Source organism: Streptomyces bobili (genome assembly GCF_002154575.1).
Taxonomy (GTDB): domain Bacteria; phylum Actinomycetota; class Actinomycetes; order Streptomycetales; family Streptomycetaceae; genus Streptomyces; species Streptomyces bobili.
This window is the reverse complement of record NZ_MUBA01000213.1, coordinates 1-22,865: the sequence shown is the minus strand read 5'-3', so window position 1 is coordinate 22,865 and position 22,865 is coordinate 1. Positions and strand designations below refer to the sequence as shown.

Annotated in this window: 21 protein-coding genes; 10 read left to right on the top strand and 11 right to left on the bottom strand. The window is 72.5% G+C overall.

Features of this window, described 5'->3' with window-relative positions; translation table 11 throughout:
* From BZL64_RS18450 to BZL64_RS18435, 4 genes are all read left to right on the top strand, one after another.
* A partial coding sequence (locus tag BZL64_RS18450) for a bifunctional methylenetetrahydrofolate dehydrogenase/methenyltetrahydrofolate cyclohydrolase (protein ID WP_086770298.1) occupies positions 1 to 581 on the top strand: 581 nt, incomplete at its 5' end.
* Between the two features lie 127 nt (positions 582 to 708).
* A complete protein-coding gene (locus tag BZL64_RS18445; RefSeq protein WP_208639467.1) occupies positions 709 to 1,395 on the top strand; it encodes a TetR family transcriptional regulator in 687 nt (228 codons plus the stop codon).
* Positions 1,396 to 1,574: 179 nt separating this feature from the next.
* Complete coding sequence (locus BZL64_RS18440) at positions 1,575 to 1,991, top strand: Zn-ribbon domain-containing OB-fold protein (RefSeq protein ID WP_086770294.1); 417 nt, start codon at positions 1,575 to 1,577, stop codon at positions 1,989 to 1,991.
* Positions 1,992 to 2,198: 207 nt separating this feature from the next.
* A complete protein-coding gene (locus tag BZL64_RS18435; RefSeq protein ID WP_086770293.1) occupies positions 2,199 to 4,973 on the top strand; it encodes a hypothetical protein in 2,775 nt (924 codons plus the stop codon).
* 98 nt (positions 4,974 to 5,071) lie between these two features.
* Here the strand turns inward: BZL64_RS18435 and BZL64_RS18430 are convergent, their stop codons facing one another.
* Both BZL64_RS18430 and BZL64_RS18425 read right to left on the bottom strand, forming a co-directional pair.
* Positions 5,072 to 5,452 carry a PPOX class F420-dependent oxidoreductase gene (locus BZL64_RS18430; protein ID WP_086770292.1) on the bottom strand — a complete coding sequence of 127 codons (381 nt, stop codon included), beginning with the start codon at positions 5,450 to 5,452 and terminating at the stop codon, positions 5,072 to 5,074.
* Between the two features lie 29 nt (positions 5,453 to 5,481).
* Positions 5,482 to 6,660, bottom strand: coding sequence for a MalY/PatB family protein (locus BZL64_RS18425; RefSeq protein WP_086770291.1), 1,179 nt, complete (start codon positions 6,658 to 6,660; stop codon positions 5,482 to 5,484).
* 171 nt (positions 6,661 to 6,831) lie between these two features.
* Between BZL64_RS18425 and BZL64_RS18420 the strand changes: the two genes are divergently transcribed.
* Positions 6,832 to 7,662 carry an SAM-dependent methyltransferase gene (locus BZL64_RS18420; RefSeq protein ID WP_086770290.1) on the top strand — a complete coding sequence of 277 codons (831 nt, stop codon included), beginning with the start codon at positions 6,832 to 6,834 and terminating at the stop codon, positions 7,660 to 7,662.
* Between the two features lie 118 nt (positions 7,663 to 7,780).
* A complete protein-coding gene (locus tag BZL64_RS18415; RefSeq protein ID WP_086770289.1) occupies positions 7,781 to 9,196 on the top strand; it encodes a S1 family peptidase in 1,416 nt (471 codons plus the stop codon).
* A gap of 116 nt (positions 9,197 to 9,312) precedes the next feature.
* On the opposite strand, the gene BZL64_RS18410 is transcribed toward BZL64_RS18415, so the two are convergent.
* The 6 genes from BZL64_RS18410 to BZL64_RS18385 all read right to left on the bottom strand — a co-directional run bounded on the left by BZL64_RS18410 (position 9,313) and on the right by BZL64_RS18385 (position 14,649).
* Positions 9,313 to 9,486: a hypothetical protein gene (locus tag BZL64_RS18410; RefSeq protein WP_086770288.1), complete on the bottom strand. Its 174-nt coding sequence runs from the start codon at positions 9,484 to 9,486 to the stop codon at positions 9,313 to 9,315.
* A gap of 119 nt (positions 9,487 to 9,605) precedes the next feature.
* Positions 9,606 to 10,301 carry a L,D-transpeptidase gene (locus tag BZL64_RS18405; protein WP_086770287.1) on the bottom strand — a complete coding sequence of 232 codons (696 nt, stop codon included), beginning with the start codon at positions 10,299 to 10,301 and terminating at the stop codon, positions 9,606 to 9,608.
* Between the two features lie 168 nt (positions 10,302 to 10,469).
* Entirely contained in the window at positions 10,470 to 11,735 is a 1,266-nt protein-coding gene (locus BZL64_RS18400; protein WP_086770286.1) for an MFS transporter, read from the bottom strand.
* A gap of 119 nt (positions 11,736 to 11,854) precedes the next feature.
* Positions 11,855 to 12,787 (bottom strand): SDR family oxidoreductase, encoded by a 933-nt coding sequence (locus BZL64_RS18395; RefSeq protein WP_086770285.1) that lies wholly within the window; start codon positions 12,785 to 12,787, stop codon positions 11,855 to 11,857.
* A gap of 144 nt (positions 12,788 to 12,931) precedes the next feature.
* On the bottom strand, positions 12,932 to 13,561 hold the full coding sequence (locus BZL64_RS18390) for an MBL fold metallo-hydrolase (protein ID WP_086770284.1): 630 nt from the start codon (positions 13,559 to 13,561) through the stop codon (positions 12,932 to 12,934).
* On the bottom strand, positions 13,561 to 14,649 hold the full coding sequence (locus BZL64_RS18385; RefSeq protein ID WP_086770283.1) for an S-(hydroxymethyl)mycothiol dehydrogenase: 1,089 nt from the start codon (positions 14,647 to 14,649) through the stop codon (positions 13,561 to 13,563). Before BZL64_RS18385 ends, BZL64_RS18390 begins: the two co-directional genes overlap by 1 nt.
* A gap of 332 nt (positions 14,650 to 14,981) precedes the next feature.
* On the opposite strand from BZL64_RS18385, the gene BZL64_RS18380 reads away from it, so the two are divergent.
* Complete coding sequence (locus BZL64_RS18380; protein ID WP_208639466.1) at positions 14,982 to 16,736, top strand: ABC transporter ATP-binding protein; 1,755 nt, start codon at positions 14,982 to 14,984, stop codon at positions 16,734 to 16,736.
* Between the two features lie 57 nt (positions 16,737 to 16,793).
* Here BZL64_RS18380 and BZL64_RS18375 read toward each other — a convergent pair whose 3' ends face one another.
* Positions 16,794 to 17,093 (bottom strand): hypothetical protein, encoded by a 300-nt coding sequence (locus tag BZL64_RS18375; protein WP_086770281.1) that lies wholly within the window; start codon positions 17,091 to 17,093, stop codon positions 16,794 to 16,796.
* A 171-nt stretch (positions 17,094 to 17,264) separates the two neighbouring features.
* On the opposite strand from BZL64_RS18375, the gene BZL64_RS18370 reads away from it, so the two are divergent.
* Both BZL64_RS18370 and BZL64_RS18365 read left to right on the top strand, forming a co-directional pair.
* The gene (locus BZL64_RS18370; protein ID WP_086770297.1) at positions 17,265 to 17,630 is read left to right on the top strand and encodes a nuclear transport factor 2 family protein; all 366 of its coding nucleotides are present in this window, start codon (positions 17,265 to 17,267) and stop codon (positions 17,628 to 17,630) included.
* Between the two features lie 114 nt (positions 17,631 to 17,744).
* Positions 17,745 to 18,956: a glycosyltransferase gene (locus tag BZL64_RS18365; RefSeq protein ID WP_086770280.1), complete on the top strand. Its 1,212-nt coding sequence runs from the start codon at positions 17,745 to 17,747 to the stop codon at positions 18,954 to 18,956.
* Between the two features lie 13 nt (positions 18,957 to 18,969).
* Here BZL64_RS18365 and BZL64_RS18360 read toward each other — a convergent pair whose 3' ends face one another.
* Positions 18,970 to 19,635, bottom strand: coding sequence for a TetR/AcrR family transcriptional regulator (locus BZL64_RS18360; protein ID WP_086770279.1), 666 nt, complete (start codon positions 19,633 to 19,635; stop codon positions 18,970 to 18,972).
* Positions 19,636 to 19,784: 149 nt separating this feature from the next.
* Here BZL64_RS18360 and BZL64_RS18355 point away from each other — a divergent pair, with 149 nt between their 5' ends.
* On the top strand, positions 19,785 to 21,041 hold the full coding sequence (locus BZL64_RS18355) for a YncE family protein (protein ID WP_086770278.1): 1,257 nt from the start codon (positions 19,785 to 19,787) through the stop codon (positions 21,039 to 21,041).
* A gap of 57 nt (positions 21,042 to 21,098) precedes the next feature.
* Here the strand turns inward: BZL64_RS18355 and BZL64_RS18350 are convergent.
* A partial coding sequence (locus tag BZL64_RS18350) for a cellulase family glycosylhydrolase (RefSeq protein ID WP_107430309.1) occupies positions 21,099 to 22,865 on the bottom strand: 1,767 nt, incomplete at its 5' end.

The following is a 22,865-nucleotide window of genomic DNA, read 5'->3' as shown; positions in this document are numbered from 1 at the left end:
CGGCGTGCACGGGGTTCATCGTGCAGCTCCCGCTGCCCGCGCACATCGACACGCACGCCGTGCTGGAGCTGATCGACCCGGTCAAGGACGCCGACGGTCTGCACCCGGCGAACCTGGGCCGGCTGGTGCTGGGCATACCGGCGCCGCTGCCCTGCACCCCGCGCGGCATCATCGACCTGCTGCGCCGCAACCACGTGGCCATCACCGGCCAGCAGTTCTGCGTCATCGGCTGCGGTGTCACGGTGGGCCGGCCGCTGGGCCTGATGCTGACGCGCAGCTCCGAGCACGCCACCGTGACCCTGTGCCACGAGGCCACGCAGGACGTCGCCGCGCACGCGCGCGTGGCGGACGTGGTCGTGGCGGCGGCCGGTGTCGCGCACATGGTCATGCCGGACTGGATCAAGCCGGGCGCGACCGTGCTGTCCGTCGGCCTCACGCGCACCGTCGAGGGCATCCTCGGCGACGTCCACCCGGACGTGAGCGGTGTCGCGGGATCCTTCGCGCCGCCGGTCGGCGGGGTGGGCCCGATGACCCGGGCGATGCTGCTGACCAACGTGGTCGAGGCGGCCGAGCGCTTCTGAGGGTGCCTCGGGCAGCTGCACTCAGTTCCCCCGAAGAGGGAACTGAGTGCCATCACCGCCGGTCGGTGTTACGTTCCCTGGCATGAGCTCCAGTGACAGCGCCGAGGCGGCCGGCGCCAAACCGCCCATGCGGGACGCCCTGGTCGCGGCGGCCTTCCGGCTGTTCCTGGAGCGCGGTTACGAGCAGACCACCGTCGACGACATCGTGGCGCTCGCCGGGGTGGGACGGCGGTCCTTCTTCCGCTACTTCCCCTCCAAGGAGGACGTGGTCTTCCCCGACCACGAGCGCTGTCTGGCCGACATGACCGCGTTCCTGGCCGCGAGCGACGAGGGACACGAGCCGGTGCCCCGGGTGTGCGACGCGGCCCGCCTCGTCCTGCGCATGTACGCCGAGAACCCCTCCTTCTCCGTGCAGCGCTACCGCCTCACCAAGCAGGTGCCCGGACTGCGCGCCTACGAGCTGTCGGTGGTGTGGCGCTACGAGCGCGCCCTCGCCGAGTACCTGCGGGGCCGCTTCGCCGGCCGGCCCGACGGAACCCTGCGGGCCGACGTGATCGCGGCCGCCGTGGTCGCCGCCCACAACAACGCGCTGCGCTCCTGGCTGCGTTCGGACGGCGAGAGCGACGCGAGCACCACCGTGGACCACGCGCTCGGGTACGTACAGTCCGCGTTCGGCGCCGCCCCGGTCCAGGAACACCCCGGACACCCCGGACACCCGGAGCACCCCGAGGACGTGGTGGTGGTCGTGTCGCGGCGGGGAGCGCCGCTGTGGCGGGTCGTGCAGGAGATCGAGACGACGCTCGGGCGCGAGTAGGCGGCGGAGTTCTCCCGGCGTTCCCCCGCCCGCCAGATTCGGGGTACGCAGTGCCTTTACTGGTGGCACTGAGTGCCATACCCTGTGGGCGTGCACGGTGGCACGGCGAACCGCGCACACCCGTGCCCGGGTGAGCCGCGCACGGGGGATTCCGGCCGAAGTGCAGGGAGTTGACCAGCGTGTACCACCACTCAGGAAGCGCCGTTCAGCAGGCGGCAGGCTCCTCGGCGGGTCTCCTCGACCGCCGGGCCACCACGGACACCGACGCGATCCTCTTCCAGCGCTGCACCTGGTGCGGCACCGCCATGTACCACCGGCTGCTGTGTCCCGTCTGCCAGGGCAGCGACCTGCGCACGGAGCGCAGCGAGGGCACCGGCACCGTCCGCCACACCACGGTCGTGCACCGCAACACGCCCTCCGCGCGCAATGTCTCCCTGGTCGAGATGGCCGAGGGCTTCGTGGTGCGCGGCCGGGTGATGGGCCCGCTCATCGGCATCCACAGCGGGGACCGGGTCCGGCTGTCCACGGCCAAGGACCCGGTGCGGGGCGAGCCGGTCTTCCAGATGGTCGACGAGCCGTACCGGGCCTGGCACTGACCCGACGGGCGCTCTGCTGCGACCAGGACCAAGTCCACGTATCACCAGGGCAGTTGACGGTGTCCGGATTCTTGTCATAGGCGGGCGGTATCCGGCACCGATCCGTCACCGAAGGCAACCCACAGGTCCTCTTTCGCTTCCTTCGTGACGCGAGGGGCTCCGGATACGGACGGGGCTCCCGCGCTCCGAACGTTGAGGAGTGGACCCTTGATCCGTGCCCGGCGAATAGGTGTCACCGCTGTGGCCGCGCTCGCGGCCCTGGCGGGAACACCGGGACTGGCACAAGCCCAGCAACCGTCCGAGACAAGACCGTCGACCACCTCCTCCGGCAGTGCCCTGCCGCCCGGCTGGCGGATCGGCGGGGAGGGTGACGCGCGCGAACTGGTGTGGCGCTCGCCCCGGCCCGTGCCCATGGGCGACGCCCGCGTGGAGTTCCACGCCGGCGACCGGCCGCTCGGCGCCCCGAAGGCGGAGAACGACGGCCGTACGTTCCGGCTGTCCCTCGACGCCGTCGGTGACGCGCCCCTGAAGGATCTCCAGGTCCTGGCGGGCGGGCGCCGGCTGGACGCGCCCGCAGGCGACACCGCGCGCGAACGGCGCGGCGCGCTGTCCGCCGCCGAGCCCCCGGCCGCCCTCCCGGCCAACTCCGTGGACCCCGGCCGGCCGGGCGCGTACCGCACGGTCACCGGCGAGTACGGCCTCGACCCGGTGAAGCTGCCCGGTTTCGCCCAGCCGGTCGAGATGGAGGCCGTGGTCGTCGCGCCTCGGGGCGTCTCCGGCAAGCGCCCCCTCGCGCTCTTCCTGCACGGCCGGCACAGCACCTGCTACAAGCCGGGCGGCGACGACGTCACCGGCGACTGGCCCTGCCCGGCCGGTACGAAGGCGATCCCGAGCCACCGGGGCTACCTCAAGGACCAGCAACTCCTCGCCTCCCAGGGCTATGTGACGGTGTCGATCTCCGCCAACGGCATCAACGGCCAGGACTGGGAGGCCGAGGACGGCGGCGCGCAGGCCCGTTCCTCGCTCGTGCGGCAGCACCTCGCGAAGTGGGCCGGCTGGGCCGCCCGTCCTGGCAGCGCCCCCGCCGCCGTACGCGACGCCCCGAGGGCCGACCTGTCCCGCGTCCTGCTCGTCGGGCACTCGCGCGGCGGCGAGGGCGTCAACCGCGCCGCGATGGACAGCCTGTACCCGCCGCCGGCCGCCGAGGACGGCTACCGCGGCCCGGTGCGCTGGAAGATCCGCGGCACCGTCCTCATCGGACCGACGATCTTCGGCCAGAATCCGGTGGCCGACGTACCGTCCGCGACGATCCTGCCGGGCTGCGACGGCGACGTCTCCGACCTCCAGGGCGAGGTCTACGTCGACGGCACCCGAGGCATCAGCCGCGGCACCGCCCTGCACAGCGCCGTGTACGTGGTCGGCGCCAACCACAACTACTTCAACTCGCAGTGGACGCCCGGCCTGTCCGAGGCACCCTCCTCCGACGACTTCTGGGACGACGAGGAGCAGCCCGACCCGGTGTGCTCCACGGGCGCCCCGACCCGGCTGACCGCCGAGGGGCAGCACCAGGCCGGCGCCACCTACATCGCCGCCGCGGCCCGCCTGTTCGTCGCCGGTGACGACCGGGTGCGCCCGCTCCTCGACGGCTCGGGGCGGCGCGCCCCGTCCGCGGACCCGGCCCGGGTGCTGACCCACGCCGTCGGCGCCCGCCGCACGGCCGGGTTCCTGCCCGACGGCGGGGTGACGGTGACCGGCGGCAGACTGTGCGCGGCGATCGACCCCGACCCCGCCCAGGCCTGTCTGCCCCCTGACACCAAGGGCTCGTCACCCCACTTCGCGTGGTGGCAGACCGACAAGGAGGCCGGCCGCGGCGCGGTCGCGCTGAACTGGACCGAACCGGGCACCGCGACCCGCGTCCGCCCCGCCGCGCCCGTCTCCCTCACCGGCGCGAAGAGTCTGGCGCTGCGCGTGTTCGTGCCGCCGAACACGACGGGCACCGAACTCGACGTCTCCGTCACCGACTCGGCCGGCCACCGCGCCCGGCTCGGCCGGGTCACGGTCGACGGCCTGCCCGGCAGCGAGCGCACCTCCTCCTACTGGGCCCGCGAGGTACGCGTCCCGCTGACCGCCGCCACCCGCGCCGGACTCGACCTCAGGCACGTCAAGTCCCTGGAGCTGACGCCGCGTTCGGGGTCCGGGCAGGCCTGGCTGATGGACGCCTGGGGCTGGGCTCCCGGCACCCCTGCGGTGACGCCGGCCGCTCTGCCGCGCGTCGACATCGGCCGCCTCACGGTCGAGGAGGGCGACGCGGGAACCCTGACCTACCACGTCCCGGTGCGGGTCTCCGGGCACGGCAGCGGGCAGGTCCGCTTCTCCGTCCTGGACCCGGACACCGGCGAGACCGTGGACAAGCTGGTCACGGTGCGGCCCGGCGCCACCCCGGTCGACGTGCCGGTCGAGGTGAAGGGCGACACCCGCTTCGGCTACGACGAGCAGCACGACGTCCTCGCCAAGGCCGTGCACGGCGCCGTCGTCGGCTCCTACCGGGGCGGTGTCACCGCGCGCAACGACGACCCCGCGCCGGAGGTGACCCTGACCCCCGTCACCGACCGGGTGACCGAGGGCGGGACGCTGACCTGGCGGATCTCCCTGTCCGAGTCCGCCGACGTGGAGTTCTGGCAGCCGGTGCTGGTCGTGCCGGTCACCGAGGGCGCCGAGCTGTCCACCAAGGACGTCGACCCGCAGTGGCTCCTGGACCACGCCGGTGTGGAGCCCGACCCGGAACGCCCGCTGTCCGGGGCGAACGTGTGGGCGTGGATGAACATCCCCGCCGGGACCACCACCGCCGACTTCACCGTGGTCACGGTGGCGGACCAGGTGACGGAGCCGGCCGAGTCGGTGCGCCTGGCGCTCACCGACGAGGAGGCCCGTCCGCTGCCCGGCCACCCGGTCCTGACGGGAACGGTGACGGACGTGTCATAGCGTCCTGGCGCCCGGCGCCGGCGTCGTCAACCGCACGGGCGCGGTGAGAGGGGGCGGGGACCATCCGGTCCCCGCCCCCTCGTCCCCTCGGTCCGGTTCTACAGGGTCACGCGGATCCCGACCGTGCCCTCCAGGCCCCGCCGGAGCCTGCTGCCGAGCAGCGTCAGGCGGCCGACGACACCGTATTTGCGGGCGATCATCGTGCGGTAGCGGGCGGTGGTCTGCGCGTCGCAGATCTCGGCGGTGGCCGGGATCTGCTCACCGGTGGGGTTGCCGCGCACGTCGCAGGGCCCGACCATGACGTCGCCGCGGGCCCGGATCCGCTTCACCTTCCAGGAGTCGGCGGCCGACCACGCCCCGAGCGCGTCCCCGTCGCGGACCACCCACACGGGGGTGGCGACCCCGGTCCCGTTCTTCCGATAGCTGGTGATCAGCAGGTACTTGCCCGCTCCGAGCCGGTCGAGCGCCTTGTCGTCCATGCCCGCAGTCTAGGCACCCCGGCGTGCCGTCAGCGCAGCGCCGACGCCATCCGCCGCACCCCCTCCGCGAGGATCTCCGGCGAGGTCCCCAGATTCAGCCGTACGTGCCCGGCGCCGCCCGTGCCGAAATCCGGGCCGGGGCTGAGGGCGACCCGGCCCCGCTCCAGGAAGACCCGGGCCGGATCGTCGCCGAGGTCCAGCGCCCGGCAGTCCAGCCAGGCCAGATACGTGCCCTCGGCGGGCCGGAGCACGACGCCGGGCAACCGGTCGGCGAGGAGCGCGGCGAGCAGGCGCCGGTTGTCGTCGAGGCCGCCGAGCAGCGCGTCCAGCCAGGCGGTGCCGTCGCGCAGGGCGGCGGTGTGGGCGATGACGCCGACGTGGCTCGGACCATGGCCGACCTCCTCCGGCAGCGCGGCCAGGTCGGCTTCGGCCGCGGGGCCCGCGACGGCGAGGGCGGCCTTGAGCCCGGCCAGGTTCCACGCCTTCGACGCCGACATCAGCGACAGGCCGCTGTCCGCGCCGGGCACGCTCAGATACGGCACGAAGTCGACCCCGCCGGCCGTGAGCGGGGCGTGGATCTCGTCGGCGACCACCCGGACGCCGTACCGGTCGGCGAGGGCGGCCACGGCGGCGAGTTCCGCGGCCGTGTGGACCGTGCCGGTCGGGTTGTGCGGGCTGCACAGCAGGTGCGCGGCGCGCCCGCCGCCCGCGACGGCCCGCCGGTAGGCCGTCTCCAGCACGTCGAGGTCGAGCCGCCCGTCCGCGCCGAGCGGCGCCTCGGCGATCCGCCGGTCCATGTGCTCGACGAACTGGAAGAACGGCGGGTACACCGGCGGGTTGACCACGACCGGGTCGCCGGGCCCGGTCACGAGCTTGAGCATCTCGACGACGCCCAGCATCACGTCGGGCACGATCGCCGTCCGCTCGACCGCGAGAGCGTGCCACCCCCACCGTTTGGCGGCGAACGCGGCCAGCGCCTCCGCGTAGCCGCTGCCGGCGGGATAGCCGGTGTCGCCCAGGGCGAGCGCGTCACCGACCGCCCGGACGACGGGCTCGGCGAGGGGGACGTCCATCTCGGCGACCCACAGCGGCAGGACGTCGTCGGGATAGGTGCGCCACTTCATGCTCGTACGGCGCCGGAGGCGGTCGAGCGTGAGGGCGCGCAGCGGATTCGGTTCACCGGACGATTCGTGCGGGATCCTGGTCATGGGCTCAAGATAGGCGGCCGTGGCACGAGCTGGGACGACGGGAACGGGACAGCGGCAGGCGTCGTGGGGTGCGGCCGATTGCGGGGGACCGCGCACGGAGATCAACTCATCGGTCTACATTGCTCCTTGACCCGAAATATCGCACGCACCAGGCATCCCAGGAGCACATCCGTGACCGAGAACCCGCCGGCCGTGGACGAGGCGGCGCAGTCACTGCGCGACCGCATCAACACCAGCCAGCCGCACACCGCCCGCATCTGGAACTACTGGCTGGGCGGCAAGGACAACTACGAGGTCGACCGTGCGGCCGGCGACCAGATCCGCCAGCTGCACCCGGGCATCGGCGAGTACGCCCGCGCCGACCGGCTCTTCCTGGGCCGCGCCGTGCGTCACCTGGTCCACGACGTCGGGATACGCCAGTTCCTCGACATCGGCACCGGCCTGCCCACCGCGGACAACACCCACGAGGTCGCCCAGGCCGCCGCCCCCGAGGCGCGGATCGTCTACGTCGACAACGACCCGCTGGTCCTGGCGCACGCGCGCGCCCTGCTCACCAGCTCGCCCGAGGGCCGTACCGACTATCTCGACGAGGACCTGCGCAACGTCGACGCGATCCTCGAACACGCCGCGAAGACGCTGGACTTCAGCAAGCCGGTGGCGCTGATCCTGCTCGGCGTGGTCATCTTCGTCGGCGACGACGAGGACCCGTACGCGCTGGTGCGCCGGCTGGTCGACAGGCTGCCGGCGGGCAGCCATCTGGTGCTGTCGCACACCATCACCAGTCCGTCGATGCCGGACGTGGACGAGGCCGTGAAGTTCTGGAACGAGCACGGCACGCCGAAGCTCACCCAGCGCACGCCCGAGGACGTGGCCCGGTTCTTCGACGGCCTGGAGCTGCTGGAGCCGGGTGTGCTGTCCTGCTCGCGCTGGCGTCCGGAGGGCGGGGACGCCTCGGAGCCGGAGGAGGTCGCCATGTTCGGCGGGGTGGCCCGCAAACTCTGAGGTGATCGTTTCCGGGCTGAACGCGGCCGGGTCCCGGCACGTAAGGGAGTGAGGGTTCTCAACGACGGGAGAACCTCGCGGTGTTGGGACCGCGCGTTCGCTGTTTCGGGAGCCATGCATGAGGCACGTACGACGACGGACCGTCCGGCGAGCGACACGGCTGGCGGCCGTCGGCGGGCTCCTCCTCGGAGGCGTCATGGTCACGCAGGCCGCCATGGCGAGCGAGACACCCGCCACCGGCACCGCGGCGGGGGAAACGGCGCGGTCCGTCGCGAGCACCGGCGCGGATCTGGTGAAGCGGCTCGGCACCGCTCGGACGGCGGGCGCCTGGGTCGACTCCGAGGGCCGTCCGGTCGTCGCGGTCACCGACGAGAAGTCGGCCGCGGCGGTCCGTGCGGCGGGCGCCGAGGCGAAGGTCGTGGGGCACAGCATGAACGAGCTGAAGTCGGCCGCGGCGGCGCTGCGTTCGGCGCCCCGGGTGGCCGGGACGGCCTGGGTGATGGACTACAAGTCCAACCAGGTCGTGGTGCGTGGCGACCGCACGGTGTCCGCCTCCGACTGGGGGCGGATGACGGACGTGGCGTCGGGCATCGGCAGTTTCGTCCGCATGGAGCGCACCGAGGGCACCTTCACCACCCGGCTCAACGGCGCCCAGCCCATCCTGTCGACCGGCGGACGCTGTTCGGCGGGGTTCAACGTGACCAACGGGTCGAACGACTTCATCCTCACCGCCGGGCACTGCGGCCCGAACGGGTCCAACTGGTTCGCCGACAACCGGGGCGCCCAGCAGGTGGGCCAGACCGTCAACTCGACGTTCCCCGGCTCGGACTTCTCGCTCGTGCAGTACGCCGGCGGGAAGGCCGGCGCGGGGGCGGACATCGTGGCCATCGGCGACGGGAACGGGGTGCGGATCACGGGGGTGGGCGACGCGGCCGTGGGGCAGCGGGTGTTCCGCAGCGGCAGCACCACCGGCCTGCGCGACGGCGAGGTGACCGGCCTCGACGCGACGGTCAACTACCCGGAGGGCACCGTCTCGGGCCTGATCGAGACGAACGTGTGCGCCGAGTCCGGCGACAGCGGCGGCCCGATGTTCTCGGAGGGCGTCGCGCTCGGCGTCACCTCGGGCGGCAGCGGCGACTGCACGACGGGCGGTACGACGTTCTTCCAGCCGGTGACGAAGGCGCTGGCGCAGCTCGGGGTGCAGCTCATCGTGGCGGCGCCCTCGGACGCCGCGCGGAACGGTGCCGCACAGAACGGCGCCTCGCCGGCGCCGTCCGCGGGCGCCCCCCAGCCGTCCTCGTCGCCGACGCAGGCCGCAGTGGCCCCGGGTTCGGTCACGCCGGGCTCGACGACGCCGGTGACGGGCGACACGGCGGCCGTGTCACTGGCGGCGCGGCTCACCGATCCGCGCAACATCGGCCCCGGCCTGCTGGTGATCGCGGGCAGTCTGGTGGCGCTGGTGGCGACCCGGTACATCCGGGCGGAGCAGGACCGCAAGGCGTATCAGCGGCACTACTCGGCGAACTGGGGGTGAGGTGACGTCGGACACGGTGGCGTGGCCGGACAACGAGAAGGGCACCCACGCGGGGTGCCCGGACGGTGTAGCGGGTGCGGAGGTGCGAGGCGGAAGGCCCCGCGGCCGGAGGGCTGTCAGGCCGCCTCGACCGATTGCGGGGCCACGGCGGCCCACTCCAGGACGAGCCGCCGGTACTCCTCGCGCTGCTCGCCCGTCAGTGTCCCGCCCGACCGGAGCCACAGGGCCCTGATCTCCTCGTTGACCTCCGCGGCCGATCGCTCGGAGAGGGGTTCAACAGTGGTGGACATGGTGTGAATCTTACGGGGCCCGGAGTGAAGGCACCGTGAGTAATACACGAACTAAACGGACAAAACGGACGTGTCACTGATCACGTCCGTCTGCCCGTATCCGACCGTCCCGCTCGCTGTCAGGTGCCCGGCTTGCGGCCGTACACGAAGACGTCGTCGCCGGTCTTCAGCAGAGACCAGTACTTCTTCGCCGCGGTCTTCGTCATGTTGACGCAGCCGTGCGAGCCGGGCGGGTTCCACATGCTGACGCCCACCGAGTGGAAGGCCTGGCCGCCGTCGAAGAACTGGCTGTACGGCATCGGCACGTTGTAGATGCTCGACACGTGGTCGATGTTGCGCCAGTAGACCTTCTTCAGGCCGGTGCGGGTCTCGTAGCCGTTGCGTCCCGTGCGGACCGGGACCGGCCCGTAGACCAGGCGGCTGCCGTCCTGGATCCAGCTGATCTGTAGCGTGAGGTTGACGCAGGCGATGCGGCCCTTGTTGGTCGGGCACTTGCCCGCCTTGTTGGGCGTGCTGCCCACCGCCTTCTGCTTGTTCATGAGATCCATCACACCCCAGGTGACGGGTCCCGCGTAGCCGATGTTCGGCCTGATGCCGTGCTTGTTCTGGAAGGCCTGGATGGCCTTGCAGTCGGTCGACGACTGCCTGCCGTCGACCGGCCTGCCGAGGAACTTCTCGACCTGCTTCTGGTACGGCCCGGCCTGCGTGGTACAGCTCGCGGCCTGTGCGGGCGCCGCGCCCAGCGCCAGCGTCAGCGGCGCGATCAGCCCCGCGACCCCGAGTGCGACGGCCCCTCGTCTGCGTATGTCCCCCATGACTGCCACTGCCCTCTCCCTGGCCCGAATTCCGGCGACTCCACCCACTAGACCCGTCCGCGGGGGCTTCGGTTGTAGGGCGGCCCGTACTGTGACGAAATGGTGAACTTCCCCGGCCGCCGGCCTCCCCGGCGGTCCGCTTGTGGGCGGTCCGCCCGCCGCCTACGCTCACCGCCGCACCGGCGGGCCGACCTCCGCCGCAGGCCCCGGAGCGGGGAGTTCGCGGCGGGAGCGGACCGGCGAGAGGAACACCGGCAGGAACGCCAGCGCGATCACGACGGCACCCACCCACAACGTGCCCCGTACGCCGACCAGTTCGCCCAGCACGCCGGACAGGGCGGCGCCGACGGCCAGTGCTCCCGTCAGCAGGAACCGGAAGGTGGCGTTCATCCGGCCGAGCAGGTCGTCCGGGGTCATGCGCTGGCGCAGGCTCACGCCGAGGACGTTGTCGGTGCCGGTCTTGAACATGGCGAGCACCCAGCCGGCCCCCGCGAGCCACAGCCACGCGCCGCGCCCGATCAGCGGCACCAGCAGGGCCGCGGGGGCGAGGGCGAGCCCGGCGACGGCGAGCGTACGGCCCTGGCCGAGGCGGGCGGCGAGGGGGCGGGCGCAGCGGGCGCCGAGCAGGAGCCCGAGTCCGCCCGCTCCCCAGTACAGGCCCAGCACGCCCGCGGGCAGACCGAGTTCGCGGACGAACAGCAGCGGCAGCATGGTGTTCACGATCTGCGAGCCGAGGTTGCTGAGAGCGGCGGTCAGGGCGAGGGCGCGCAGTTCCGGGTTGCCGAGGACGTGGCGCAGGCCCTCGGTGATCTGCGCGCGCAGCCCGGCCGTACCGGTGCGGCGGGGTGCGGCCTCCTGGTGGCGTACGGCGAGGAGCTGGAGCGCGGAGGCGAGGTGGGCGCCGGCCGCGCAGGCGACCGCGACGGGTGCGGTGAGCAGTTGGACGAGGCCGCCGCCGGCGCCGCGCCCGGCGACGTTGGCCGCCGCCTGGAGGCTGACGACGGCGGCGTTCGCCTGCACCAGGGCGGCGCGGTCGACGAGTTGGGGCAGAACGCTCTGCGAGCCGACGTCGAAGAACACGGCCGCGCAGCCGCTGAGCAGGACGACCGCGTACAGCTGGCCGAGGGTGAGGGCGTCCAGCCACCAGGCGAGCGGGACGGAGGCGAACAGGGCGGCTCGCACCAGGTCCGCCGCGATCAGGAGCCGCCGTTGCCGCATCCGGTCGACCCAGGCGCCGGCCGGTAACCCGATGAGCAGGAAGGCGAGGGTGCCGAGGGTGGCCAGGGCACCGACCTGGCCCGGCGTGGCGTCGAGCGCGGCCACGGCGACCAGGGGGACGGCGACATAGCTGACGTTCGTGCCGAGTTGACTGAGCGCGGTGGCGGAGAAGAGGACACGGAAGGCGGGGAGGTGCCAGGGCGAGGTGGGCTGCACGGGGGAACGCTGCCCGAGACCCACCTCGCAGCACAAGTGAAAAGATCTACAGGAGCCGTTAAGCAACGCTAAGACATCATGCCGTTAAGCGACGCTGAGACCTCGCACCGGTGGGCCGCTCACCGGTACCCGGTCGTGTCCGCGGGCTTCCCCGCGTCCTGGACCTCCACGAGGTAGCGCCAGGCGTCGGGACGGCTGCCGTCGAGGTCGGTGAAGCCGTACTCGGCGGCGAGACCGCCGCTGGACAGCGACTGCCCGTTCCTGCGGGCCACTTCGGGGTCGGCGGCGAGGGCGGCGACGGCACGGCCGACATAGCGGGGCGTCTCGGAGATGGCGAAGTGCGGCACCTTGCCGAGGGCGTCGCGCCAGTTGTCCTCGCGCACCCCGAACTGGTCCAGCATGATCTCGGAGCGCAGCCAGCCGGGGGTGAGCGCGAGGGCGGTGGCGCCGCGCGGGCCGAGTTCGTGGGCGAGGGCGAAGGCCATCCGCAGCACGGAGGACTTGGCGAGGTCGTAGAAGAAGTTCACCCGGTAGGTGTCGCGGTTGTACTCGGCGGTGCCGTCGGTCATCTCGACGACCAGGCCGCCCGGCCGGCGCAGCAGAAGCGGCAGGGCGTGGTGGCTGGTGATCGCGTGCGTCTCGACGGCGAGGCGCAGCAGCCGCAGGCCCTTGTCGAGGTCGTGGTCCCAGACGGTGGTGTCCCACTCGAAGAGGTTCTCGCCGCCCCAGATGTCGTTGACGAGGACGTCGAGCCGGCCCTGCTCGTCGGCGATCCGGTCGACGAGCGCGCGGACCTGGGCGGGTTCGAGGTGGTCCGTGGGGACGGCGATGCCGTGCCCGCCCGCCTCGGTGACCAGGTCGGCGGTGTCCTCGATGGTCTCGGGGCGGTCGTACTCGGAGCGGCGGGCGCGGGTGGTGCGGCCGGTGACGTAGACCGTCGCGCCGGCCGCACCCAGTTCCACGGCGATGCCGCGCCCCGCTCCCCGGGTCGCCCCGGCGACCAGGGCGACCCTGCCTTCCAGCGCGGCGTTTCCTGCCGACGGACCGGACATGTGCGACCTCCTGTGGTGTTCCTTCGATGCCTTCGTCGAGGATCACGCGGAAGCCGGACATCTCCTGTCACCTTTTTCCGGCGAGGTGACGATTTCCGGCGGCGTCACCCGGCCGGCCCACGGGCCTGCCGGGCACGGCGCCGGTCAGTGGCCCCGAGTGATCCACTCCTGGAGGTGGGGGGCCTCCGCGCCGATGGTGGTCGGGTCGCCGTGGCCGGTGAGGACCTTCGTCTCGGGCGGGAGGGTCAGGAGGCGGTCACGGATGGAGTCGATGATGGTCGGGAAGTGGGAGTAGGAGCGGCCGGTGGCGCCGGGACCGCCCTGGAAGAGGGTGTCGCCGGTGAACAGGACGCCGAGCCCCGGCTCGTACAGGCAGACCGCGCCGGGCGCGTGGCCGGGCGTGTGCAGCACGGTGAGGTCGGCGCCGGCGGCCTCGATGACCTGGCCGTCGGCCAGGTGGGCGCCGGGGTCGCGGTCGGGGTGGGTCATCTTCCACAGCGGCAGGTCGTCGGGGTGCAGCCAGATGGTGGCCCCGGTCGCGTCGGCGAGGGCGGGTGCCGCACCGATGTGGTCGTTGTGGGCGTGGGTGCACACGACGGCGGTCAGCCTGCGGTCGCCGACGGCGGCGAGGATGGCGTCGGCGTCGTGAGCGGCGTCGATGACGACGGCCTCGTGGTCGTCGCCGATGATCCAGACGTTGTTGTCGACGTCCCAGGTGCCTCCGTCGAGGCTGAACTGCCCTGAGGTGACGAGGCGTTCGACGCGGGTGGCCATCACAGCACCACCACCGAGCGCAGCACGTCGCCGTGGTGCATCCGCTCGAAGGCCTTCTCGACCTCGTCGAGCTGGATGGTCTCGGAGACGAACGCGCCGAGGTCCAGGCGGCCTTGCAGATGCAGGTCGATCAGCATGGGGAAGTCGCGGGAGGGCAGGCAGTCGCCGTACCAGGAGGACTTCAGCGCGCCGCCGCGTCCGAAGACGTCCAGCAGCGGCAGTTCCAGCTTCATCTCCGGCGTGGGCACCCCCACCAGCACGACCGTGCCTGCCAGGTCGCGGGCGTAGAAGGCCTGCTTGTACGTCTCCGGGCGGCCGACGGCCTCGATCACGACGTCCGCGCCGAAGCCGCCGGTCAGCTCGCGGATCGCCTCGACCGGGTCCGTCTCCTTGGAGTTGACCGTGTGGGTGGCGCCCATCGTCCGCGCGGTGGCGAGCTTGCGGTCGTCGATGTCGACGGCGATGATCTTCGCCGCGCCGGCCAGGTTCGCCCCGGCGATCGCCGCGTCGCCGACCCCGCCGCAGCCGATCACGGCGACGGTGTCGCCGCGGCCGACCTTGCCCGTGTTGATCGCCGCGCCGATGCCGGCCATCACGCCGCAGCCCAGCAGTCCGGCGACGGCCGCCGAGACGGACGGGTCGACCTTGGTGCACTGACCGGCCGCGACCAGCGTCTTCTCGGCGAAGGCCCCGATGCCCAGGGCCGGGGACAGCTCCTGCCCGGTCGAGGCGAGCGTCATCTTCTGCTTCGCGTTGTGGGTGTCGAAGCAGTACCAGGGGCGTCCGCGCAGACAGGCCCGGCACTGGCCGCACACGGCCCGCCAGTTCAGGATGACGAAGTCGCCGGGGGCCACGTCGGTGACGCCCGCGCCGACGGACTCCACGACGCCGGCCGCCTCGTGGCCGAGCAGGAAGGGAAAGTCGTCGTTGATCCCGCCCTGCTTGTAGTGCAGGTCCGTGTGACACACCCCGCAGGCCTGGATCTGCACCACGGCTTCCCCGGGTCCGGGATCCGGCACGACAATCGTCTCCACCCGCACCGGTTCGTCCTTGCCCGGTGCGATCACTGCGCGCACTTCCTGCGCCATGGTGCTGTTCCTTTCGTCGGCGGCCACCGTCCGCCTTCGACCCTACGCGTGACTGATCGGTAGCGGACGCACGTCGAGCCAGGTCACCGCCCGCGACGCGGTCCCCCGACCGGGCCCCGGCGGCGTCGACGTAGCCTGAACGCTTTGGACCGACCGGCAAGTGGGGGGTGGGAGAAGGAGCGGGGCTGGGTGCGTGCAGCTGCAAGGCGGAGGATTGAGGCATGGCGGAGCCATGGTGATTGACGACAACGCGGCAGATGTGCGTGCCCAGCCCCGCGACGCCGCCCCCCATTTGCCGGTCGGTCTTGACCCGACCGGCATCGAGGAGCCTCGTGAGCATCGCAGAGACGGCCGCCGTCCAGCCCCCGTGGCGGCAGCTGCTCGGTTACGTCAGACCGCACCGCTGGACCCTGCTGGCGGGGGCGCTGCTGTCGCTGGTCACCGGGGCGACCGGGCTGCTGCTGCCGCTGGTGGCGCGCGGGCTGATCGACGATCTGTCCCACGACCGGGCGATCACCGGCGCGTTGGTGCTGCTGTCGGTCCTGGTGATCACCAATGCCGCGGTCGGCGCGCTGGGTTCGTACGTGCTGCGGCGCACGGCCGAGTCGGTGGTGCTGGGCGCACGCAAGGCGCTGTCGTCGTATCTGCTCCGGCTGCGGATCGCGGCGGTGGACCGCAGCGAGCCCGGTGACCTGATGGCCCGCATCACCTCGGACACGACCCTGCTGCGGGAGGTCACCACCGACTCGCTGGTGGGGCTCGGCACCGGCGGGCTGACCCTCGTCGCGACGGTCGTGCTGATGGGGGTCGTGGACCCGGTGCTGCTCGGGGTCACGCTGGCGGTGATCCTGGTGGCCGGGACGGTGATCGGGGTGATCGTGCCTCGCATCAACCGGGCCAGCCGCCGGGCGCAGGACGCGGTCGGGGTGATGGGTGCCTCGCTGGAGCGGGTGCTCGGGGCGCTGCGCACGGTGAAGGCGGCGGGCGCCGAGGACCGTGAGGAGAAGGCGCTGCACGCGGCGGCGGAGGACTCCTGGCGGCAGAGCGTGTCGGCCGCCAAGTGGTCGGCGGCGGCGGGCAACACGGCGGGCCTGGCGATGCAGACCGCGTTCATCACGGTGCTGGCGGTGGGCGGCGCGCGGGTCGCCACGGGCGCGATCGACATCGCGACGCTGGTGGCGTTCCTGCTGTACGTCTTCTATCTGATGTCGCCGATCCAGCAGGTCATCGGCGCGGTCGTGCAGTACCAGGCGGGTTCGGCGGCGCTCAGCCGCATCCAGGAGACGCTGCTGCTGCCCGCCGAGCCGGCGTCCGGCCCCGCGCCCCTGCCCTCGCCGACGGCCGAACCGGCCTCGCTGGCCTTCACCGACGTCCGCTTCCGGTACGCCGACGATCTGCCGTACGTCCATCACGGGGTGACGTTCGACGTCCCGGCGCGCGGCATGACCGCGTTCGTCGGCCCGTCCGGCGCCGGCAAGACCACGGTGTTCTCGCTGATCGAGCGGTTCTACGACCCGGACTCCGGGGCCATCACCTTCGACGGCCGGCCGCTGCCGGAGTGGGAGCTGGGCGCGCTGCGGTCCGCGATCGGCTATGTCGAGCAGGACGCCCCCGTGCTGTCGGGGACCCTGCGCGACAACCTGCTGCTGGGGAACGCGGAGGCCGACGAGGACAGCGTGCGGCGGGTGCTGAAGACGACCCGTCTCGACGCGCTGGTCGGCGGGCTGCCGGACGGTCTCGACACGCTGGTCGGGCACCGCGGGACCAAGCTGTCCGGCGGGGAGCGCCAGCGGGTGGCGATCGCCCGCGCCCTGCTGCGCAGCCCGCGGCTGCTGCTCCTGGACGAGGCGACGTCCCAGCTGGACGCGGTGAACGAGGCCGCCCTGCGCGACACCGTCGCGGACGTGGCGCGGACGACGACCGTCCTCGTGGTCGCGCATCGGTTGTCGACCGTCACCTCGGCCGACCGGATCGTCGTCATGGAGGCCGGGCAGGTCCGTGCGGTGGGCACGCACCGTGAGCTGGTGGCGGCCGACCCGCTCTACGCCGAGCTGGCGGCGACGCAGTTCCTGGCCACGGCGGGCTGAACGCCGGTGGGGGCCGCCCGGACTCCGGGCGGCCCCCACGCGGGAACGGTGAAGGGGTCAGGCCTCGATGGCCGGGAGCAGCCCGGTGACGGGGGCGACGAGGTCGGTGACCTGGTGCAGTTCGTTCAGCTGCTGGAGCTGGCTCACCTTGTTCAGTTCGCCCAGCTGGCCGGAGACCGGCGGCAGTTCGCCGCGCTGCCCGGCGGGGATCTGCGCCTCGGCGAGCGAGTCCAGTGCGGTGATCGGGTTCAGCTTGCCCGCGGCCGGGGCTTCGGCGGCGCTCGCCAGGGGCGCGGCGAGGCCGGTGACCCCGACGGCGAGAGCGGCGACGGCGACGATGCGACGAGTGGAGATCATGCCCGGTGCAACGCGCCGGACCGCCCCGCGGACACGGGTACGGGGCACCGCTCACCCGACAGGCGCAGCACGCCGTCCGCGCTTGCCGAGCACGGCCCCGCGGAGGAGTCTCTAAGGGTGAGGGCCCGCCGGGCCGTCCCCCTCGGCCCGCGGTCCTCGAAGGAGGTCACCATGGGCACCGCGACAGGCTCCGCCTTCGACACCGAGACCCTGCGCAGAGGCATAGAAGGCCGTACACCGGAGACGCTGCTCTCGCTGTACGCGGACGACGCGGAGATCCGCGTCGTGGACCACAACAGCCAGCCCAGCCGTCCGACGGTCCTGCACGGCCGCGACCGGATCGCCGAGATGCTCGCCGACGTGTACAGCCGCGACATGACGCACCACCTGGAGGACTGCGTCGTCCAGGGCGACCGTGCCGCCTTCAGCGAGTCCTGCGAGTACGCGGACGGCGTCCGCGTCCTGTCCGAGTCGATGATCACCCTGCGCGACGGCAAGATCGTCGAGCAGACGATGATCCAGGCGTGGGACGAGTAGAGGGAAAACCGCCACCGGGTTCGGCTCGCGCATCCCGCGAGAGTCGCGCATCCCGCGAAAGGGGCCCGTCTCGTTCCCCGCGGTCGCATACTGGCCGTCGTGAGAGTGGCGATCATGACGGCCGGGTCCCGGGGCGATGTGGCCCCCTTCACCGGGCTGGGGTACGCGCTGGTGCGGGCGGGGCACGAGGTCACGCTGGTCACGCATGAGCGGTTCGCGCCGCTGGTGGTGGGGTCGGGGGTGAATTTTCATCCGGTACCGGTCGATCCGCGGGCCGAGCTGGAGTCGGAGCGGGGGCGAGGGCTGCACCGCAGTTCCACGGGTGTGGGCAAGCTGGTGCGGGTGGCGCGGCTGGCGCGCGCGGTCGTGGGGCGGGTGACGGACGATCTGGTGGCCGCCGCCCGCACCAGTGACGTCCTGCTGCTGTCCGCGTCGGTGGCGCCGCTCGGGCATGTCATCGCCGAGGGACTGTCGCTGCCGAGCCTCGACCTGGCCCTCCAACCCGTGGCCCCGACACGGGAGTTCGCGCCGCCGATGCTGGGTGGCGGCTCCTGGGGCGGGGTCGCCAACCGGCTCACCGGGCACGGGGTGGAGTGGGCCGTCGAGCAGGTCTTCGCCCCGGCCCTGCCGGCCGTCCGCGCCCGGCTGGGGCTGCCCGCCGGCCGTCGGGTGGGCCTGCGGCGGGCGGGGCCCGTGCTGCACGGCTTCAGCCCGCGGCTGGTGTCCCGGCCCCGCGACTGGCGGCCGGACCTCGCCGTCACCGGCTACTGGTGGCCGTACGACCGTGCGCAGCGGCTTCCGGCCGGGGTGCGGGACTTCCTCGACGCGGGGCCGGCTCCGGTGTTCGTCGGCCTGGGCAGTGCGACCGTGCCCGATCCGGGGCGGCTCAGCGGCGAGATCGTGAGCGGTCTGCGGCGGGCGGGGCTGCGGGGTGTCGTCCAGCGGGGCTGGGCCGGTCTCGCGGCCGAGGGCGACGACATGCTGACCGTCGACGAGGTCCCGCACTCGCTGCTCTTCCCGGAGATGGCGGCCGTCGTCCACCACTGCGGCGCCGGTACCACGGCTGCCGGGGTGCGGGCCGGGGTCCCCGCCGTGCCGGTGCCGGTCCAGTTCGACGAGGGGTTCTGGGCGCAGCGGCTGGTCGCCGCGGGGGTGGCACCGGGGGTGGTCCCGCTGCGCGGGCTGACCGCCGGCACGCTGGCCACAGCCCTGGTGCGGGCGACCCGCGAGCCCCTTTTCCGGTACCGGGCACGGGAGTTGGGGGCGCGGGTGCGCGAGGAGGACGGGGTGGGCCAGGTGGTGGAGGCGGTGGGACGGCTGGCGTGAGCGCCCGCCGCCGTCACCGGGGCTGCTCGGGACTCCAGCCCACCGGGCGCAGGATGCCCAGCAGTTGGCGCACCAGTTCCTCCACGGCCTCGTCGAGGGTGGCGTCCACCCAGCCCGCGCTCCAGTCGTGCAGGAGGCCGTTGACGCTGCCGATGAAGGCCGTCGCCGCGAGGCGGTAGTCGCGCGGGGCGGCCTCGCCGCGGTCGGCGGCGGCCGTGGCCTCGGCGCAGATGAGGTCGACCCAGCGGGCGCGCCGCTCCAGGCGCTGTTCCTCCATGCGGGGGCTGACGCCGACGATCTCGACGAAGGTGATGCGGATCCGGCGCGGGTCGGCGGTGACATTGCCGGCGTAGGCGTGGAAGATCGCGGCGACCCGGTCCGCGAGGGGCAGGTCACGGGCGGCGGCGAACGCGGCCACGACCGCCTCCTCGGCCCAGTCGTTGACCTGGAGGTGCAAGGCCGCCAGGACGTCCTCCAAGGTGCGGAACTCCTCGTAGAACTGGCGTGTCGAGAGTCCGGCCGTCTCGCTGAGCGCGGCGACCGTCGTGCCCCGGTAGCCGGGGGTGTCGCCGAACAGTTGCAGCGCCGCGTCGAGGAATCTCTGCCGCCTCTCGGCCTGCCGCTCCTGCGCGGACTTGCCGGCGTATCGGCCGGTCGGCGCCCTCAGCCTGCCCGCCACGGTTCCTCCCTCGTCGCCCTGTCTCCCAATTTTGTCGTGCCCGTGGTCTTGTGGCGAAGGGCCCCCCTTCCTTACTTTCCAGTAAGTCAACTCTGAACGCACCCGTGTTCAGATTCGGGACCTCCCACCCCCCAGAGGAGAGAGCAGCCATGGCTGCCTTCAGAACCAGGCACCTTTGCTCCGTAGCCGCCGCCCTCGTCCTGACCGTCACCGCCCCCACTGCCGTCGCCACCGCAGCGACCTCCGCCACCGACGCCGCCGCACTGCGCGACGTGCTGCTGGTCGCCAACAACTGGGACGGCACCGCCGATGTCATCAAGTCCAGCGGTGACTACGCCAAGATCGGCCGGATCAACGTCATCCCCGACAAGGACCAGCGGATGGCGGAGATCAACGCCGACCCGATCCGGTGGATCGCCTTCATGACCATCCGCAACAGCGTCGGCGAGGGCCACGACCAGTTCGTCGACGACATGTACTCCACGCCGGACGGCACCTCCGTGGTGGTCTCCCGGCCCAGCTTCGCCGACGTCGTCTCGATCGACGTGGCGACGGGGGCCGTCAACTGGCGTTTCCCCGTGTCGGGTTACCGTGCCGACCACATGGCCGTCTCCCCCGACGGCAAGCGGGTCGCGGTCTCCGCCTCGACGTCGAACACGGTGCACGTGCTGGACATCGGCACCGGCAAGCAACTCGGTTCGTACGCCACGGGCGACAAGCCGCACGAGAACATCTTCACCAAGGACGGCAAGTACATCTGGACCATGTCGATCGGCGACGTGAACACCGCCCTCGACGCGACGTGGCTGGACTGGACGAAGGGCGACCGGCGCATCACGGTCGTCGACGCCACGACGTACCAGCCGGTGAAGACGATCGACATGCGGCAGCGGCTGGACGCGATCGGCCTCTCGGACTACTCCGACGCCGTGCGCCCGGCCGTGTTCTCGCCGGACGAGTCCAAGCTGTACTTCCAGGTCTCGTTCTTCAACGGGTTCTTCGAGTACGACATCGCCACGGACCGGATCACGCGGACCAAGACGCTGCCGAAGAACCCGGCGACGAGCGACGACCGCGGCACGTTCGTCAACGACTCGCGGCACCACGGTCTGTCGATGCGGCCGGACGGCAGCAAGCTGTGCGTGGCGGGCACGATGGACGACTACGCCACCGTCGTCGACCGCGCCACCCTCCAGGAGGGCCCGCTGGTCCCCGTCTCCAAGCCGTACTGGGCGACGGTCAGCGGCGACGGCAAGGACTGTGTCGTCTCCGAGAGCGGGTCCGACCAGGTCACCGCGATCGACTTCGCCACCGGCAAGAAGGTCGTCTCGGTGCCGGTGGGCGACCACCCGCAGCGCGTGCGGCAGGGCCACGTCGCGGCCGGCTGGACGTCTCCGGCCGGCTGAGCGCGACGGTCCGCCCGTGCGCCGGGGTCGCGGTGACCCCGGCGCACGGGCGTGCCGTCACCCGCCGATCCGCTGCGCCGCCCAGGCGGCCAGCTCACCGCGGGCGGCGGCCAGCAGGGCCGCGGACGGGGCGCCGGCGCCGTTGGTCACCAGGGCGTAGTGCACGGTGCCCGCGTCCGTGTCGGTGAGCAGCAGGCGCCGGCTGCCGGTGCCGCCCGGCTCGGCGGCGACGCCGACCGGGGTGGTGGCGGTGTAGGCCGGCGGAGCGTGGACCGTGGCCAGGTCGGAGACCACGGTCGTGGAGGCGGCGGGGAACGAGGCGGGCAGATGCAGTTCGGTCGGCGCCGAGCCGCCGCCGCTCCGCCACACGTGCAGCCCGTACTGTCCGGAGCCGACGAGTTGCGCCACGCTCGGCAGGGAACTCGGCACCGGGTTCCACGTGAGGGTGGTCGAGCCGTCGCGGGAGCGGTCCTCGTAGGTGAAGGCGAGCGTCGTGCCGGAGGTGGCGCTCGGGTAGATCCGGTCGAGCAGACGGGCGTCCTGGCGCAGCGCCGCCTTTCCGGTGTCGTCGAGGCGTACGGCGGAGAGGTCCTCGTCGTTCCAGGCGTCGCCGGCGGTGAGCACCTTGCCGGGGTTGTCGTTCATCGGCTCGTGGTGCCGGCCGTGGTAGATGTCCCACTGCCACTGGTTGCCGGACAGGACCGGTCCGGAGGCGGCGGGGTTGGTCCACCAACTCGCGCCCTTCACACGGGAGTCGAGGGCCTGGTACATCGCCTTGAGGACGGTGGGCGCCTTGCCGGCCGTGGAGCCGTTCAGCGGGTGGCCGAACTCGCTGACGATCGCCGTCGTGCCGGCCGCCGCGGCCCGGTCGCGGACCGTGCCGAAGTCGGTCACGTACTGTCCGTCCGCGGCGTTGCCCCACATCAGGATCCCGGAGATGGCCTTCTGGTCGTAGAAGTGGGTGTTGAAGACGTAGCGGGAACCGAGGGTGCCCGCGTCGAGGAGGCCGCCCTCCTCCTTGCTGACGTTGCCGTTCCAGAAGAGGTTCGGCTCGACGAGGACGGGCTTGTCCTGCCAGCCGGCCGCGTCCATACGGGCCCGGAACTTCACGTAGAAGGGCCACAGCAGGTCGCGTTCCCAGGTGCGGCTGGTCTGCCCGGAGGTGTAGGTGCCGGCGTACGGCTCGTTGTAGGGGTCGAAGCCGAGGACGCCCGCGAACTGCTCGGTGGTCAGGCCCTGCCTGAGGTGGGTCATGGTCTTCTGGGCCATGGTGAGGAAGGAGTCCTGGAGGCCGTACGCGTTGTGCCAGAAGTCGTACTGGGCGGCCTTCACCGCGCCGTTCTGGGTGATGTTCTGGCCCCAGAGGAAGCAGATCCCGCAGGACTCGTCGGGGTAGTCGCCCAGCTCCACGGCCCATTTGGGGGCGCCGTCGCCGGTGTACCAGCTGTCGTCGTCGAAGAGCCAGCGGGAGTAGAGGTCCTGGTGGAAGTCGGGGTAGACGCGGATGCCGGCGTCGAGGAAGGCGCGTATCTGGTCGGTGGCGGCGGTCAGGTAGGCGGTGTCGACCTGGCCGCGCACGGGTTCGGCGTAGGCCCAGGAGAGCAGGAAGCGCACGGAGTTGCCGCCGCCGAGGGCGCGCAGGGCGGTCGCCGACTTCCTGGCGTCGGTGACCGAGGCGAAGGGCAGGCCCTTGTTCTCGGCGAGCTTGGTCTCGCCGGAGACGTTGTAACCGCGCAGGACGACCTCGCGGCCGGTGGCGTCCACGAAGCGGCCGGCGGACACGGTGAGCGCGGTGCCGTCGAACGGGAGGGAGTCGGGGAGGGG